Below are 15,939 nucleotides of genomic sequence, written 5' to 3' on the forward strand. Positions count from 1 at the left end.
TTGAACTGCGTTAGTACAGAGATGGGAGCCTTGGCTGTAAGCTTCCTCTATACCATCAGCTGATTACCCCCTTTGAACCCTGCTATCGAATTGAAGTAAATAGCAGCGTATAATCTGCGTTAAAGATGTTATAAGCCGTAATGAATTATTACGGGAACTTGGGTGGAACCACGACGTGTCAGCGCTCGTCCCTTTGCAACAAAGCAGAGGGATGGGCGCTTTTTAATTGTATAGAAGGAGTGAGCAAAAATGGCAGAAGAAATAAACATTATTTTCCCTGATGGAGCAGAAAAAAAGTTTGCAGCAGGAATTACAGGTGAAGATATTGCAGGATCTATTTCCAGTGGATTAAAAAAGCAAGCAGTTGCAATCAAATTGGACGGAGAGCTTGTTGACTTAAAAAGAGAACTTCATCATGGTGGCAAAATAGAAATCGTCACTTATAAAAATGAGGAAGGTATCGAAGTAATGCGCCATTCTACTGCGCATTTAATGGCTCAGGCTATTAAGCGTTTATATGGCGATGTTAATTTTGGTGTTGGACCAGTAATTGAGGAAGGGTTCTATTATGATGTGGAAATGGATCACTCCATTACACCAGAAGATCTTCCGAAGATAGAAAAAGAAATGAAACGTATAGTGGATGAAAGCTTGGAAATTGAAAGAATTGAAGTGTCACGTGACGAGGCTAAGGGAATGTTTAAAGACGACCATCTTAAACAAGAATTAGTTGACGCTATTCCTGAAGGGGAACAGGTAACTATCTATAAACAAGGTGAATTTTTTGATCTTTGTCGTGGTATTCACGTCCCAGCTACAAACAAAATCAAAGCATTTAAATTGCTAAGTATTTCTGGTGCTTATTGGCGTGGAGATAGTAATAACCAACAGTTGCAACGTATTTATGGAACAGCTTTTGAAAAGCAAGGTCAAGTGGACGAGTACCTTCAAATATTGGAGGAACGTAAAGAAAGAGACCATCGTAAACTAGGCAAAGAGCTTGAGATTTTTACTGTGTCACAAAAAGTAGGACAAGGGCTTCCTTTATGGCTTCCAAAGGGCGCTACCATTCGCCGTAACATAGAACGTTATATTGTAGACCTTGAGGAACGTCTAGGCTATGATCATGTGTACACACCTGTACTGGGAAGTGTTGATCTTTATAAAACAAGTGGACACTGGGATCATTATCAGGATGACATGTTCCCTGTAATGGAAATGGATAACGAAGAATTAGTTCTTCGCCCTATGAACTGCCCACATCATATGATGGTATATAAAAACCAACTATATAGTTATCGTAATCTGCCTGTAAGGATTGCAGAGCTTGGAACAATGCATCGTTACGAAATGTCAGGAGCTCTAGCTGGCTTGCAGCGAGTCCGTGCGATGACATTAAATGATGCTCATATTTTTGCACGTCCGGATCAGTTGAAGGATGAATTTATCCGAGTAGTAGAGCTTGTACAAAAGGTGTATGAAGACTTTGGAATCAAGGATTATTATTTCCGTCTTTCTTACCGTGACCCAGAGGATAAAGAGAAGTATGTGGATAATGATGCCATGTGGGAAAAAGCACAAGCAATGTTGAAAGAAACAATGGAAGAAATGAATGTAGAGTATGTAGAAGCTGAAGGAGAAGCAGCATTTTACGGACCAAAGCTTGATGTTCAGGTGAAAACGGCTCTCGGCAAAGATGAAACACTTTCCACAGTTCAATTGGACTTCCATTTGCCAGAACAATTTGACCTAACTTACATTGGAGAAGATGGAAAAGAGCACCGTCCTGTTGTTATTCACCGAGGTGTAGTATCAACGATGGAACGCTTTGTTGCATTTTTAATTGAGGAATATAAAGGAGCGTTCCCTACTTGGCTAGCTCCAGTTCAAGTAAAAGTAATCCCTGTATCCCCACAAGTACATCTTGACTATGCGAAAAAAGTGGCCGATGAGCTTCGTTTAGAAGGGGTACGTGTATCTCTTGATGAAAGAGATGAGAAAATTGGTTACAAAATTCGTGAAGCGCAAACTCAAAAAGTTCCATTTGCACTCGTCCTTGGTGACAATGAGATCAATGAAGGTGCCGTAAATGTAAGACGTTACGGAGAAAAAGAATCCAACACTTTATCCTTTGACACATTTAAGCAGATGATTAAAGATGAGATAGCAGAGAAAAAACTTTATAAAAAGTAATTAAAAAAGAGGCCTGGAATAAGTTTTTATAGTCGCTCGTTAAGAATATGATTCGTGATGTTTAAACATTATAAGTGATTCGAAAATCCGCAATCAAGCGGAGGAAAATACGTAGACTCCTCGGGGAGGAAAGGCCTAGCTAAGACCCCGTAGTGCGTAGCACAAGGAGGCTTAGCAGCCGCCCCGGGAAAGCGTAGTTTTTTCCGTAGCGCCGTATTAATACTTTCATATATAATGTTTAGTGCGTATCTTTCTTAGCGAGTGGTGCTATATTATGTTTCTGCCTCTTCCTTAATGGGTGAGTCTATGATACAATATAACTTGTTCAATAAATCAATGTTGTTTACCATGTGTTGACAGCAGTTTTATAAAATGCTATGATAATAAAGTTGAAAACATTATATGATCTTAAGACAAGAAGAAGCACCCGCTTCTCACCTGCTCGACACCCTCTGGTAGTTGACTGGTTCCGAACTTTTTTAAAAACGATTGGAGACGTGTGGGTGCATTTAGTACCGACGCTTTTTTAATGTATATCGATTCGCTTGTCAATAAAGATCAGAAACACGCAAATAATTTTGGAGGTGGCTGGCTATTAGCAAAGATATGAATGTTAATGAGAAAATCCGTGCTAGGGAAGTACGTCTTATTGATTCAAACGGTGATCAGCTTGGAGTAAAATCTCGTCAGGAAGCACTGGAGATTGCTCAAACAAGAAACCTGGATTTAGTTTTAGTTGCACCGAATGAAAAACCGCCTGTTTGTCGGATTATGGATTTCGGTAAATTCCGTTTTGAACAACAAAAGAAAGAAAAAGAAGCACGTAAGAAACAAAAAATCATTAATGTTAAAGAAGTACGCTTTACTCCAGGGATTGGCGATCATGATTTTGAAACAAAACTCAAGAACGCTAGAAAATTCCTCGAGAAGGGTGACAAGGTAAAAGCAGCAGTCCGTTTCCGTGGACGTGCTATTACTCACAAGGAGCTTGGCCGTGAAGTGTTGGATCGTTTTGCTGAAGAAGTAAAAGATATTGCAACAATCGAAACCAAGCCAAAAATGGAAGGTCGTAATATGTTTATGATGATCGCTCCAGTTAACGAAAAATAATATTTGGACAGCTTACGAGGAGGAAATCACTATGCCAAAAATGAAGTCCCATAAAGGTTCTCAAAAACGTTTTAGAAAAACGGGTACCGGAAAACTTAAACGCGCACATGCTTACACAAGCCATATGTTTGCAAACAAATCTCAAAAGCAAAAACGTAAACTTCGTAAAAGTAACGTTGTATCTGCAGGAGATTTCAAACGTATTAAAACAATGCTTCCTTACAAATAAGTTAAGAAGCACCTACGAATAAAAAGACTACTATGATATGTATTTTAGGAGGGAATTTATATGCCACGTGTAAAAGGTGGAACAGTAACGCGTCAACGTCGTAAACGCGTCCTTAAATTAGCAAAAGGTTATTATGGTTCAAAGAGAACGTTATTTAAAACAGCAAAACAACAAGTAATGAAATCAGGTCAGTATGCTTATCGTGACCGCAGACAGAAAAAACGTGACTTCCGTAAACTATGGATTACACGTATTAATGCTGCAGCTCGTCTAAATGACCTTTCTTATAGCAAATTAATGCACGGTTTAAAAGTTGCTGGTATTGATATTAACCGTAAAATGCTTTCAGACCTTGCTATCAATGATGAACAGGCATTTGCCCAATTAGCTGAAAAAGCTAAACAAGCAGTTAAGTAATAACAATAGGTGAGCCATTCTTTAGGAGTTAATTCACCATTCGAATCGGCTTACATGAGAGAAGACCAAATCTTTTATTCTATAAGAGATCTGGTCTTTTTTTACAGGCTGATATCTATCTTTTTGTCCTTCATAATTGTTTTTTTATGGAAGGATAGAAACATCACGTGCACACAGATCAATAATACATAATTAACATTTAGTATTTAGAAGGAAGGTTTATCTTATGGATGAATGGAAAGGAATGCTGTTATATCTTGTAGTAGCTAATATCATAACATTTATTATGATGGGACTAGATAAGCAAAAAGCTAGAAAAAAGCAATACCGTATACCAGAAAGGACTTTTTGGTTGTTAGCTCTCGTTGGTGGATCGCTAGGCGCAATTTTTGGAATGCGGCGCTATAGACATAAAACCAAACATAAGACATTTGTTTGGGGAATGCCTATTTTGCTTCTAGTCAATATAACTTGTGTCTTTTATATCCTATTTTTTTATTAATCCGTCATATGTACTCTAGTGAGTCATAGGGGATCTAGTGCTTTCATATAATGAGGTGAGGAGGTGGGTAAAGAATACACGGGCTCTGAATTGAGGAGGTTAGTTATGGAGCTGTTTGGAAACTACTTGATGGCGTTTATTGAAACAGGAGGATTTTTAGCACCTTTGTTATTCATCAGCTTTCATTTATTAAGGCCGTTATTTTTCCTTCCAGTTGTTTTCATTTGTATCTCCGGAGGGGTGCTGTTTGGTGCAGTTGCTGGTAGTGTCTATTCTTTAATTGGTATCACGTTATCTAGTGTAATGTTTTACTACATGATTCGTTGGATGCCAGGAACCTTTGATAAATTAGTTCGTGTTAAACAAAAATTGATTGGAAGAGAAACTTCATTTACACCTTCGCAAATTGCCTTGCTTAGGCTTGTGCCCTTTATACATTTTCATTTACTTTCCCTATGCTTAATGGAAGTATCGGCTAACTTTAAAGATTATACAAAATCTGCGTTATTAACTAATATTCCATTAGCCTTTGTGTATACGTCCATTGGTCAGTGGATTTCTAACTTAACCCCTCTTCATATCTTCATATTCTTAGCTGCTCTACTGCCATTTCTTTATCTATTAAGACGTAAAGAGATCATCATTAAATGGAACGATTTTTTTCATCCAGCAACATAAATAAAGTAGAGGCTGGGACGTTATGTCCCAGCCCCATATTATTTCTATTCAATACTCGTTAGGAGCAGTTGGTTGATAGGGTGTTTCCATTCAATACTTGCAAAAGGGTACCTCATTAGTATCTCTTTCTCCATAAAATAAAGGTCATCCCTTGTAAGTCCTTTTAGCTCAATCGGGTCTCGTACAGTAACATGGATATTAACTACTTCAAAAGCATCCTCTGTCGTGCCTAAATACTTTTCACCTTCGAATAGACAACCTTTATAGACAAACTGTACATTTTTTTTGCTATTTTGAGGTTCATCCAAGAAGAAAAAATCATTGGTTTCCTTAGCAAGACGCAACCGCCGTGAAGGATTGCGAAAATATTGTATTAACGTATAAACAAGGAGTGCCAGTGCGATGATAACTAGTACCCGAAATAGGATCACAATCATAAAGATACACGTCTCCCTACAGATTAATACTTGATATACGAATGATCAGCAAAAAAGGTTTCACTTTTTTGTATAAAAATAAAATACTTTATTCCATACTGTAGTGTTTAATATTTTCTGTCCAAACATGTTAGAATGGATTGGATGAAGTGTAAATGCACACGTGTCTATTTATAAGAAATAGGGAATATATAGCTATTGGAAAGCGAGAGAAGAGGTTTAATATGACGTATACAGTAAAAGTAATGTTAGTTGATAAGGAAGCAAAATTACCTTACCGAGCTAACGAAGGTGATGCAGGGATGGATCTGTTTTCTATTGAGGAAAAGACAATTAAACCTGGTAAGACAGAATTGATTAGAACAGGTATTAAACTAGAACTTCCGCATGGAACAGAGGCACAGGTTAGGCCCAGAAGCGGCTTAGCTCTCAAACATTCTATAACCGTATTAAATAGCCCTGGAACCATTGATGAAGGATACAGAGGGGAAATAAAGGTCATCTTAATTAACCATGGATTAGAGGACTTTAGTGTAAATAAACAAATGCGGATTGCTCAAATGGTCATAGCTCCAGTAGCACAAGTAAGTCTTGTTAAGACAGAAGGTTTAACCGAATCAGCTAGAGACATAGGCGGTTTTGGATCCTCAGGGAGCTGAATTAATATAAATGTTTTCTGTTTTGTTATTTTTCAAAAAACGGTTATACTAAAGAAGTACATTATAATACAGGAGGTACGTATACATATATGACAAAATTAGATGAAACACTAACCATGTTAAAGGATTTAACAGATGCAAAAGGTATTTCTGGTAACGAAAAAGAAGCAAGAGAAGTAATGGAAAAGTATATTTCGCCGTATGCAGATGAGGTGTATACTGATAATCTTGGAAGTCTGATTGCTAAAAAAACTGGAAATGAAAATGGTCCAAGCATCATGGTTGCTGGCCATTTGGATGAAATTGGCTTTATGGTAACACGTATTGATGATAACGGATTTGTTTACTTTCAGACAATAGGCGGATGGTGGAATCAAGTTATGCTTGCACAACGTGTGACCATTATGGGGAATAAGGGAGACGTAACGGGTGTAATTGGTTCAAAACCGCCACATATCCTATCTGCAGAGGCACGTAAGAAGCCAGTAGACATTAAAGATATGTTTATTGACATTGGTGCTTCAAGTAAAGATGAGGCAAAAGAATTTGGGGTAAAACCTGGAGATTCCATTGTTCCTTATTTCGAATTTACTCAAATGAACAATGACAAATTGCTGATGGCGAAGGCTTGGGACAATCGAATAGGCTGTGCTATTGCAATTGAAGTTCTAAAACAATTAAAAGATACTGACCACCCAAATGTAGTATACGGAGTAGGAACTGTTCAAGAAGAGGTTGGTTTGCGTGGGGCTAAAACAGCTGCGAATACAATAAAACCGGATATTGGATTTGGTGTGGATGTAGGTATTGCTGGAGATATGCCGGGTGTATCAGACAAAGATGCCGACAGCAAGCTAGGAGAAGGTCCGCAGATTGTACTTTACGATGCTTCTATGATCTCTCACAAAGGGGTAAGAGACTTAGTGTTAGCAACAGCTGATGAGAACAATATCCCATATCAATATACTTCAATCGCTGCAGGTGGTACTGATTCGGGATCAATTCATTTAACTGCTAACGGTGTGCCGTCATTATCAATCACAGTAGCTACACGCTATATTCATTCTCACGCGGCAATTTTACACCGTGACGACTTCGAAAATGCAGTAAAGATTATTGTAGAAACGATTAAAAAACTAGATGCAGATACAGTGAAAGATATTGTTTTAAGTTAAATAAATGGAAGTTGATGCATATAAAGTAAATGAAAGCTGATATGAATTAATGAAAAAACAAGAACCTTCTACCAAAGGTTCTTGTTTTTCTTTTAAATATAAAATCTTTATGCTAAATAGCTACTCATTACTTTGGTTACATAGTTTTGTGTTTCTTTGAAGGGTGGGATGCCTTGATGTTTGTCTACATTACCAGGTCCGGCGTTATATGCTGCTAAAGCTAACTCTAAATTCCCATTATATCGACTAAGCATTTGGCTTAAATATTTAGCTCCACCTTGTATGTTTTGTTGTGCATCAAATGGGTTGGTTACCCCAAGGCCTCTTGCGGTCCCAGGCATGAGCTGCATGAGACCTTGTGCCCCAGCAGTACTGCGTGCATTCTGGTTATAGTTCGATTCGTTTTTTATAACAGCGTGGATTAGCTTTCCATCAAGACCAAATTTGGTAGCTGCCTCTTGTACATATGTATCATATTGTGAAGCACCAGCAGAAGCTCCAACACCAATAGAACCAGCTGCAATAGATGAGGTAGTGCTCGATTGTACAGCGGTATTTAAAGTATTCAAATTAGAAAAGGTTTTATTTAGATTAGGGCTTTGAATCGTCGCTTGGTTAATTCTTTCCTGAAGCATTTGTTTAAATGCTAATTCCATCATGGGGGAACCATTAGAGAAAGGACTTGGGCCTGATGATGATGTTATCGTACCCATTGCCTGTGATTGGATTATTTGTTGTAACTCTCTTATCTCCATAGGAACTGCCCCCTTTCTTTTAAGGTAGCTTACATCATTATTTTACTATAATCTACCTATTATGCAATATATATTTAAACGGGGATAATAGACTTTCCAGCTTTTTGTAGTAAGTCCTGGTAGAAAGGATCTTCCCCAATGCATACAATGCGATCGCATAATGTAATGATTTCATCCATGTCATGTGAAGTGTATAGTATGATTTTACCTTTATCTGAAGCTAACCTTTGTAAATAGTTACCGATCTCTTTTCGCGATTTTAAATCAATTCCTACTGTTGGTTCATCAAGCAATAGTAGATTTGGATCATGGATTAAACTAATAGCTATGTTTAGTTTACGTTTCATACCACCAGATAATGATGTTACGGGCTCTTTCCATCTATCAAGCTTCATATCTAGACAGAGCTTTTTTAATTGGTCCTTCGTTTTATTACCCCAGGCTAGCTTTTCAAAAAAGACCATGTTTTCTTCTACTGTAAATTCATCCCATATAGCTATATCTTGGGGGACGAATCCGATTTCTTTTCGCAACTTTTTCTTGTTTTCATAACTTTTATCATATAATGTAATGGACCCACTTGTTGGTCTTTGTAAGGTTGCAAGTATTTGTAGCAAGGTTGATTTCCCTGCACCGTTTTCTCCAACCAATCCGATTACTTCTCCTTCTTTAACATTAAAACTAACATCATTTAATACGCTACGTGATCCATAGTTTTTTGATAAGTTATGCACCTTTAACATTTCTCTTCTCCTTTCGTACAAACCATATACCAATTAGAGAGCCAAACACAATGAACCAGCCATACCCAATTTCTCTAGATAGAAAAGGTGCCAGTGGATTAGCTATCTCAAGCCATGGATATTGAGTCATAAGCCCTTCGTTTGGAAGAATGGCGCCACTTATGATAGCTATTATTAGTGTAAGAATAAACGAGATACCGTAATAGGTTGGCAGTCTAGTTGACAATATGGCTAATAAAAATGCCCCCATTAAAAGGATTAAGCGAAATGATAGGATCGAACCAATTAAATCTTGGGTAATTACTTCTCTCATATTGAATTTAAATAAGATGAGTGTCATGATGTCAACAATTATAAATAACAACAGATACAACCCAGCATTCTTTAAAAGATAAGATTTTAGGGAGATATGCATAAAGGAAAAACGTGGTGTCAGACTCTTGCGCCGTTCCTTTATAATCCAATCCATAATCATACATGTTGAAAGGAATGCAAATACAGCCCATAATCCCCAGGGGTTGAAAAGGACAAATTGATTTGCATCTGCCTCTGTATCAGCATTAAAAAACCTAAAGGTAGTGTAAAGTAGGTTTTCTTCTTTTTCTATATCCTTGCTTTTTTCTATTATTTCACCCCAAGTCCAATTTTGAGTACTATTGGAATATTGCTTATTTAATTCTTGGATGGTGTAAGCAGCTTTTGTTCTGCCTGTATCCTGTTGCACATAGGAGATAATCATTTCAGCAATAGGAGTGTAGGCGAAAGATAGATCTGATCGATAGCTCTTAATTAATCGGTTTCTGCTACCTTTCATAATTTGTTCCTCATATCCATCCTGTATGATAAATACACTATCAAGCTTGTGTTGTTGCAGTTGGTATAATGCTTCCTCCTCTGACAATTGATAAACCTGAATGATAGGTGTTCGCTTAATAGAATCAACTAATGTAGTTGCAAGAGGAGTAGTTTCTTCTAATACAATGCCGACAGGAACTTTACTATCCTGCTGCAGCGAATTGGTAAGTCCCATTATAGCTACAGTGGCAATGACAGGAAAGGCTAGCCAAAAAATAAGGGAGACCCAATGTTTCTTCAAATGAATGAGACGTGTTTGAACAATTGCTTTCATTCTTGTAATCGCTCCTTTCCTAATGCTGTGCCGACAAAAACAAAGAGGCTAGCAATAGTTAAAAGTAAGAGCGGGAAATAGTCTATATAGTCTCTATTAGCTAATACAATTTCTTGTATCCAATGGAGTGCTTCCACAGGTGCGATGTATTCTAGCGTCTCCTGTAAAGACACTGGAAAATAAATTGTCGGAATGACTGCTCCGCTTATTAGCAGGTATAACCCGCTTAAAATACTTTGTGTAAGCAGGCGTAATTTATGGGAGAAGATACATACATCCACAAAACCTAAAATGAAGAGAAACTGAGCACCATAGAGCATGCTAATCAGCAGAATAGATCCCAAATCTTTAATTGTTAAATCCCAATTGAGCAATGTATGAAAAACAAAAAGGGCTATTGCCGAGAAAAATGTGGTCAATGTTAGTGTGACAATCATTTTTGCGATTGTCTGTTGTAACATTGTTACACCATATAACTTCATTCGCTGTCGTAGGCGTTCTGTATTTTCCTTCGATAGAAAATTATATATGACGAACAACCATAGTGTTAAAAACGTAAACCAAAGTGACAAGCTGTAATAATTTAACGGATTTGAAGTGGCCGCATTATTAACTTGGTTTTCATTTACTATTCTGTCTTTTCCGATTGTATAAAAAAAGTATTCCTTAAAATTCTCAAATAGTAGATCGTTTCTTGTTTCTCCATCGATCTCTAATTGCTTTGCATAATGATTAATTGTAAGAATATTAGCCTGAGCGGCGCTTATGTGCCTTGCTACACTATCTATTAATTCTCTTACTAATTGGCTTTGAGCTGGCTGGTTTGGATTTCCGATTATTGGAAAGTCTACAGATTTTCCTTGATAAAGATTCTCGGTAAAACCTTGTTGGATAACGATATAGGTGCTTAATTCGTCCGCTTCTATCATTTCGTTTGCTCGTTGTTTTTCCATGCCTTCTAGTTCAAGAAAAGAACTTAGGGGAGTCTCTTCAATTAATTGGCTGACTAGCTGTGTTTCTTCCGATTGATCAAGATCCACAATGCCTACTTTTACGGGCGCTTGCTCTTCGTTAATAAAAAATTGAAGAATAACAAATAACACGAGACCTGATAATAGAACGGGGAAAAGCAAAAGAAGAGGAAGTGAGAGCCACTTCCTCTTAAACTGCAGTACGTTATTTGTTACAAATAATTGTACATTCCTCATGAAATGCATTCTAGCACTTCCATTTCTTTAAATATTAAAACCCTGATCCTTGGAACATAAGGTTTGATAACCACTGTTGCATTTGAGGTGTTACATCTGTATTGAAGTATTGTGATATTTCGTCTATGCTCATACTTCCAATATCTTTTACATTATCCTCATTTGGTAGTTCGACACTATCTATTGTTGTGCCTTCCACAGCGGCATGTAAGGCAAACATATCTTGGTTCATATCTGGAGTACTTACAGAGAAGGAGTGTTCGGAATTCATTTTATCACCTTCATAATTTGCGTTTCCAGACCAGATTAGGCTACCTTCGCCGTTCATTGGATCCTCCATGGAGAAAATACGCTCAAAATCTCTCGCACTTCCATCTACTGTTTCATTCCCTTTATAAGAAAGAACAGTTTCTCCGAATGTTAGGGCAAGGGAGTCGGTTGCTTGATTATCTTCCCAAGCTAGGTCACCAGTAAAGTTCATCGTACCTTCAGAATATCCATCATCAAAGCTGAAATCGTAATTAAAGGTTTGCTGTGTATCTTCAAGTAGTTGTGTCCCTTTAACAGCAAAAGCAACTGTGCTATCATTTTCTGTTGTACCTAGTTCCACCGAGAAGTCTCGTTGGGCAATTACATCATCTTTTACCCAGATTGTGGAGTTTAATCCGTCAGGAATACTTAGCTTATCGATTTCATTTATACCTTCTTCTAATCCGGATTCAAAATCATTGATTAGCTGGTCAACATCAGGGGACATAGCTGTACCACCAAACTGTTGCAGACTCATTTGTTCGCGAATCATTTCTTTCAGTTTTTCATCATCTTTCATTTTTTCTAATGTTGTAACAATAATTTCTTTAACCTGATCTTCCGTGAGATGCATCGTAATTTTTTCAGTATTTAAAGATTGATCTTGAATTTTAATTGTTTCGTCCGCTTGTTCGAAAGCATCTTCAGGAAGCTCGTCATAGATCATTTTTCCGTATTCCTCTATAAAATAATCTAATTCTTCCGAGTTTGTTCCTTCAAATAATGCTTCTAGATTCATAGATTCTTCGCCAGTAAAGGATTCAGGATCTACTTCTTTTAATAACGGCCCAAGATCTTCATCTTTTAACTGTAGTATTTCTTCGATAAACGGTAGGCCGAGAAGGATTTTTTCTGCAGTTACATGAACATTAATTCCGTCTATTTCCATCCCACCAAATGAGGCAGCAATTTCTGTAGATAGGAGTTTTTCTTCCATATCCGCAGCACTCTTTAAGGTAATCGTCGAGTTGTTAATGATCTGACTCGGGTCCATCCCCATTCCATAACCTGTTCCACCACCATATGGATCATTGTATTCTGCGGATAATTCTACAGTTGATTCAGTAGGATTTTCTTTTGATGTTTCTAACCAATCCATTTCTGGTTGATATCGTTCTTCGAATTTCTCGCTTATGTAGTCAAGTGAGTTTTTCTCCGCTAAAAAGTATTGTGCCTTGGAAGAATTCTCTAGTAATATGAATGCAGCGACACTCCCTCCAATTACTAATACTGCGGCAACGATAATTGCAATTAGGCCTTTGGATACTCCTTTCTTTTTCTCTGGAGTATTGTTTACTGTTTCATCCATTATCTTGCTCCTCTCCTTTAGTGCTTTATTCCGGCTTTACTGCCAGTAAAGGCACGGTTCGTTTAACTAATAATTGGTGGGGGTGACAGAGCAACCACCGCCAACTGAAGTCTTACTTTATCATTATATATGTTTGGATAAATAAAACATAACGATAAAGTATCTTCATTATTTTTAGCAGATTAAAAAAATATAGTCAAATGGTTTTACAAACGGAAGGAAATAGATTGTCATAGCAAGGCTTGTAATACTTTGACTTCAAGATAATTTGGAGGGTAATTAGTCCTTTCCTTGTTACATTTTATGGAAATAAAATTGGTAATTTCAAGAAAATAATACAAAGCTCATAGGTCTAATTATTCATTTTAAAATTTTAAAAAAATAGATGCGATTCGCATCTATTTTTTAGTAGTTGTTTCATTAATATATGGCTCTATTGTCGTTTCGGCTTACTTTAAGTCCTAAAACTAGGAGACTCTGCACAGTCTTTTTTAGAATTTAGCTGTTTGTGGCGTTTTTAACTCCTTGTTCTAGCGCATCGATCATTTCTTGCTTATCCTGTTCATCGGATGCTTTCCAAATTAACTCAAATAGTACTCCCAAACCAGGGAGCATTTTTTCTTCTCCGTCTTGAATAGCATCAACAATGGTTGCTTCTAGTTGGGATTGATCGTTTGTTGCAATATTTGTGAGTATTGCTTTCCGTAGATTTAAATCCATTCTTTTCACCTCTTTTTATAAATTAAAGCTAGGGATAGTTTGACCCAGATGTGAAAAAATATGTATGATGTTAAAGACAGAAATTACGCTTATAATGCCCTATTATATATTACGTAATAAAAAACAACCGTTTTGGTCAAAATTAAATAATTATGAAGGATGAAAATCAAATGATTACCTCAGCAAAAAACGATAAAATAAAAGCGATACGTAAGCTACATAAGAAGAAGGAAAGAACAGAGTCCGAGACTTTTATAGTCGAAGGCCATCACTTGGTGGAGGAAGCACGTAAAAGCAATTGGACTATATTAGAAATAATTGCCCAGGAAGGTATACAGCTACCTGAATGGTGTGGATCGTTACCTGTTACTATTGTAACAGAGCAAGTATTTCAGCAAGTGTCTCAGACAAAATCTCCTCAAGGTATTGCTGCGGTCTTAAAAATCAATGAAGCAGAAGTAAATTTAGATGCTCATCTGCTATTAATTGATGCTATTCAGGATCCAGGGAATTTGGGCACCATTATTCGTACTGCAGATGCGGCAGGATTCGGCGGTATAATTCTTGGGGAGGGAACCGTTGACCTTTTTAATGATAAGGTAGTTAGATCTACACAAGGTTCTCTATTTCATATCCCAATAAAGGTAGCTTCATTAGATACAGAAGTGGAGCAATTAAAACAAAATGATTACAAAATATGGGCTACAGCTTTGCAAAATGCACATAATTTCAGTGAGAGCAATAGGGATAAAAAGGTAGCGCTTATACTAGGAAATGAAGGGGCCGGAGTTCAGCGTTCTTTACAAGAGGCAGCAGATAAGGTCGTTAAAATTCCAATTCATGGAGAAGCTGAATCACTTAATGTTAGTATTGCAGCAGGGATTTTAATGTATTATATTAAAGGATAATGTTGCACAACTATTTTAAATTGCATATAATAAGTGTATTCTTAATAGAAAAGCGTAGAAAGAGCTAGATAGCAGACTCATGTGGGAAAGGGAAAGGATGCCCTAGACTGAAAGCATCTTAACCATACTATCTGTTATTATTTCACTCTTGAGCTGACACCGGGACCCTGTTATTCACCTTACAGGTAAAGGTGATCCGGAACAGTCCGTTATCATGTTTGAGCAGGATGCATGTTTATAGTGCGTCAATTAGGGTGGTACCGCGAATTAATAGCCTCGTCCCTGTTTTATGGGATGGGGCTTTTTGTATTCTTTTTTAGATGTGCAGCTTCCTGTTGCTAAATGCAATGTAATATAAGAAGGGCATTTATTAGAGAACGAAGGTGGCACTTGAGATGATAAAAGGAGGTAGAACAGAATGAAGGAGCAATTAGAAGCAATTAAACAAGAAGCACTTGGAAGAATTGTAAGTGCTGAAGAGTTAAAGGAATTACAGGATATTAAGGTTGCATACTTAGGTAAAAAGGGTTCGCTTACAACGGTTTTGCGGGGAATGGGTAAGTTGTCTAAAGAAGAGCGCCCAGTTGTAGGAGAGTTAGCTAATCAGGTGCGTGAATCCATTACTTCAGCACTTGAAGAAAAAGGGCAAAAACTTGAAGAACTTGAATTAGAAAAGCAATTGGAAGAGGAAGCAATAGACGTTACCCTTCCAGGTCGTCCAGTTAGTGTGGGGGGAGAGCATCTCCTAACGAAAATTGTAGAAGAAATTGAAGATTTATTTATTGGAATGGGCTATGAAGTAAGAGAAGGTCCCGAGGTGGAAACAGATTACTATAACTTCGAAGCATTAAATTTACCAAAAGGTCATCCAGCAAGAGACATGCAGGATACTTTCTATGTAACCAATGAGCTTTTAATGCGGACACATACTTCACCAGTGCAGGCGAGAACAATGAAGCAATTTGATGGAGATCAGTCCGTGAAAATGATTTGTCCAGGAAAAGTGTACAGAAGAGACACAGATGATGCGACACATTCTCATCAATTTACTCAGATAGAAGGACTTTATGTAGGTAAAGACGTCCGAATGAGTGATTTGAAAGGGACGCTTGATCAGTTTGCGAAAAAAATGTTTGGAGAAGATCGTGAAATCAGATTGCGTCCTAGTTTCTTCCCTTTCACTGAGCCATCAGTAGAGATGGATATTTCTTGTAAAGTATGTAATGGGCATGGATGCTCTGTTTGTAAGGGGACTGGCTGGATTGAAATTTTAGGTGCAGGTATGGTTCACCCAAATGTATTAGAAATGGCTGGGTATGATCCGAAAGTTTACACTGGATTTGCTTTTGGGATGGGGCCAGAACGTATTGCCATGTTGAAATATGGCGTGAATGATATTAGACAGTTCTATACAAACGATAAAAGATTTTTGAAACAGTACCATAACGCGTAAGGAGG

17 protein-coding genes and 2 other annotated features (1 of these 19 running past the window's edge) are annotated in these 15,939 nt (G+C 37.4%); of the genes, 10 read left to right on the forward strand and 7 right to left on the reverse strand.

Translation table 11 applies throughout. The annotated features are described in order from the left end of the window. Positions 1 to 196 (forward strand) — a binding site (T-box leader) (it extends 28 nt beyond the left edge of the window). 53 nt (positions 197 to 249) lie between these two features. The 6 genes from thrS (at position 250) to BN985_RS09670 (ending at position 5,129) form a co-directional block, all read left to right on the forward strand. Continuing rightward, the gene (thrS, locus tag BN985_RS09645; RefSeq protein ID WP_042223266.1) at positions 250 to 2,193 is read left to right on the forward strand and encodes a threonine--tRNA ligase; all 1,944 of its coding nucleotides are present in this window, start codon (positions 250 to 252) and stop codon (positions 2,191 to 2,193) included. Positions 2,194 to 2,602: 409 nt separating this feature from the next. After that, positions 2,603 to 2,727, forward strand: a sequence feature (ribosomal protein L20 leader region). A gap of 72 nt (positions 2,728 to 2,799) precedes the next feature. Further along, complete coding sequence (infC, locus tag BN985_RS09650) at positions 2,800 to 3,303, forward strand: translation initiation factor IF-3 (protein WP_042223267.1); 504 nt, start codon at positions 2,800 to 2,802, stop codon at positions 3,301 to 3,303. A 31-nt stretch (positions 3,304 to 3,334) separates the two neighbouring features. Next, positions 3,335 to 3,532, forward strand: coding sequence for a 50S ribosomal protein L35 (gene rpmI, locus BN985_RS09655; protein ID WP_042223268.1), 198 nt, complete (start codon positions 3,335 to 3,337; stop codon positions 3,530 to 3,532). A gap of 60 nt (positions 3,533 to 3,592) precedes the next feature. After that, positions 3,593 to 3,949, forward strand: coding sequence for a 50S ribosomal protein L20 (gene rplT / locus BN985_RS09660; RefSeq protein WP_036572175.1), 357 nt, complete (start codon positions 3,593 to 3,595; stop codon positions 3,947 to 3,949). Between the two features lie 226 nt (positions 3,950 to 4,175). Then, the gene (locus BN985_RS09665) at positions 4,176 to 4,451 is read left to right on the forward strand and encodes a DUF1294 domain-containing protein (protein ID WP_042223269.1); all 276 of its coding nucleotides are present in this window, start codon (positions 4,176 to 4,178) and stop codon (positions 4,449 to 4,451) included. 105 nt (positions 4,452 to 4,556) lie between these two features. Continuing rightward, positions 4,557 to 5,129, forward strand: a complete 573-nt coding sequence (locus BN985_RS09670) for a TVP38/TMEM64 family protein (RefSeq protein ID WP_042223270.1) — start codon at positions 4,557 to 4,559, stop codon at positions 5,127 to 5,129. A gap of 44 nt (positions 5,130 to 5,173) precedes the next feature. On the opposite strand, the gene BN985_RS09675 is transcribed toward BN985_RS09670, so the two are convergent. Then, the gene (locus tag BN985_RS09675) at positions 5,174 to 5,566 is read right to left on the reverse strand and encodes a hypothetical protein (protein ID WP_042223271.1); all 393 of its coding nucleotides are present in this window, start codon (positions 5,564 to 5,566) and stop codon (positions 5,174 to 5,176) included. Positions 5,567 to 5,790: 224 nt separating this feature from the next. Here BN985_RS09675 and dut point away from each other — a divergent pair, with 224 nt between their 5' ends. Next, positions 5,791 to 6,225, forward strand: a complete 435-nt coding sequence (dut, locus tag BN985_RS09680) for a dUTP diphosphatase (protein WP_042223272.1) — start codon at positions 5,791 to 5,793, stop codon at positions 6,223 to 6,225. Between the two features lie 89 nt (positions 6,226 to 6,314). Next, positions 6,315 to 7,400 (forward strand): M42 family metallopeptidase, encoded by a 1,086-nt coding sequence (locus tag BN985_RS09685; RefSeq protein WP_042223273.1) that lies wholly within the window; start codon positions 6,315 to 6,317, stop codon positions 7,398 to 7,400. Between the two features lie 107 nt (positions 7,401 to 7,507). Here the strand turns inward: BN985_RS09685 and BN985_RS09690 are convergent, their stop codons facing one another. The 6 genes from BN985_RS09690 to sspI all read right to left on the reverse strand — a co-directional run bounded on the left by BN985_RS09690 (position 7,508) and on the right by sspI (position 13,573). Further along, on the reverse strand, positions 7,508 to 8,155 hold the full coding sequence (locus BN985_RS09690; RefSeq protein WP_042223274.1) for a lytic transglycosylase domain-containing protein: 648 nt from the start codon (positions 8,153 to 8,155) through the stop codon (positions 7,508 to 7,510). Between the two features lie 74 nt (positions 8,156 to 8,229). Then, entirely contained in the window at positions 8,230 to 8,898 is a 669-nt protein-coding gene (locus BN985_RS09695; protein ID WP_042223275.1) for an ABC transporter ATP-binding protein, read from the reverse strand. Beyond that, complete coding sequence (locus BN985_RS09700) at positions 8,882 to 10,027, reverse strand: ABC transporter permease (RefSeq protein WP_042223276.1); 1,146 nt, start codon at positions 10,025 to 10,027, stop codon at positions 8,882 to 8,884. Before BN985_RS09700 ends, BN985_RS09695 begins: the two co-directional genes overlap by 17 nt. After that, positions 10,024 to 11,235: an ABC transporter permease gene (locus BN985_RS09705; protein ID WP_198029996.1), complete on the reverse strand. Its 1,212-nt coding sequence runs from the start codon at positions 11,233 to 11,235 to the stop codon at positions 10,024 to 10,026. Before BN985_RS09705 ends, BN985_RS09700 begins: the two co-directional genes overlap by 4 nt. 34 nt (positions 11,236 to 11,269) lie before the next feature. Further along, positions 11,270 to 12,853, reverse strand: coding sequence for a flagellar basal body-associated FliL family protein (locus BN985_RS09710; RefSeq protein WP_042223278.1), 1,584 nt, complete (start codon positions 12,851 to 12,853; stop codon positions 11,270 to 11,272). A gap of 498 nt (positions 12,854 to 13,351) precedes the next feature. Beyond that, positions 13,352 to 13,573: a small acid-soluble spore protein SspI gene (gene sspI / locus BN985_RS09715; protein WP_042223279.1), complete on the reverse strand. Its 222-nt coding sequence runs from the start codon at positions 13,571 to 13,573 to the stop codon at positions 13,352 to 13,354. A 170-nt stretch (positions 13,574 to 13,743) separates the two neighbouring features. Here sspI and BN985_RS09720 point away from each other — a divergent pair, with 170 nt between their 5' ends. Further along, entirely contained in the window at positions 13,744 to 14,481 is a 738-nt protein-coding gene (locus BN985_RS09720; protein ID WP_042223280.1) for a TrmH family RNA methyltransferase, read from the forward strand. A 418-nt stretch (positions 14,482 to 14,899) separates the two neighbouring features. Further along, complete coding sequence (gene pheS, locus BN985_RS09725; RefSeq protein ID WP_042223281.1) at positions 14,900 to 15,934, forward strand: phenylalanine--tRNA ligase subunit alpha; 1,035 nt, start codon at positions 14,900 to 14,902, stop codon at positions 15,932 to 15,934. Positions 15,935 to 15,939 lie beyond the last annotated feature (5 nt).

The organism is Oceanobacillus manasiensis, from assembly GCF_000724085.1.
In the GTDB taxonomy this organism is placed as follows: Bacteria; Bacillota; Bacilli; order Bacillales; family Amphibacillaceae; genus Oceanobacillus_B; species Oceanobacillus_B manasiensis.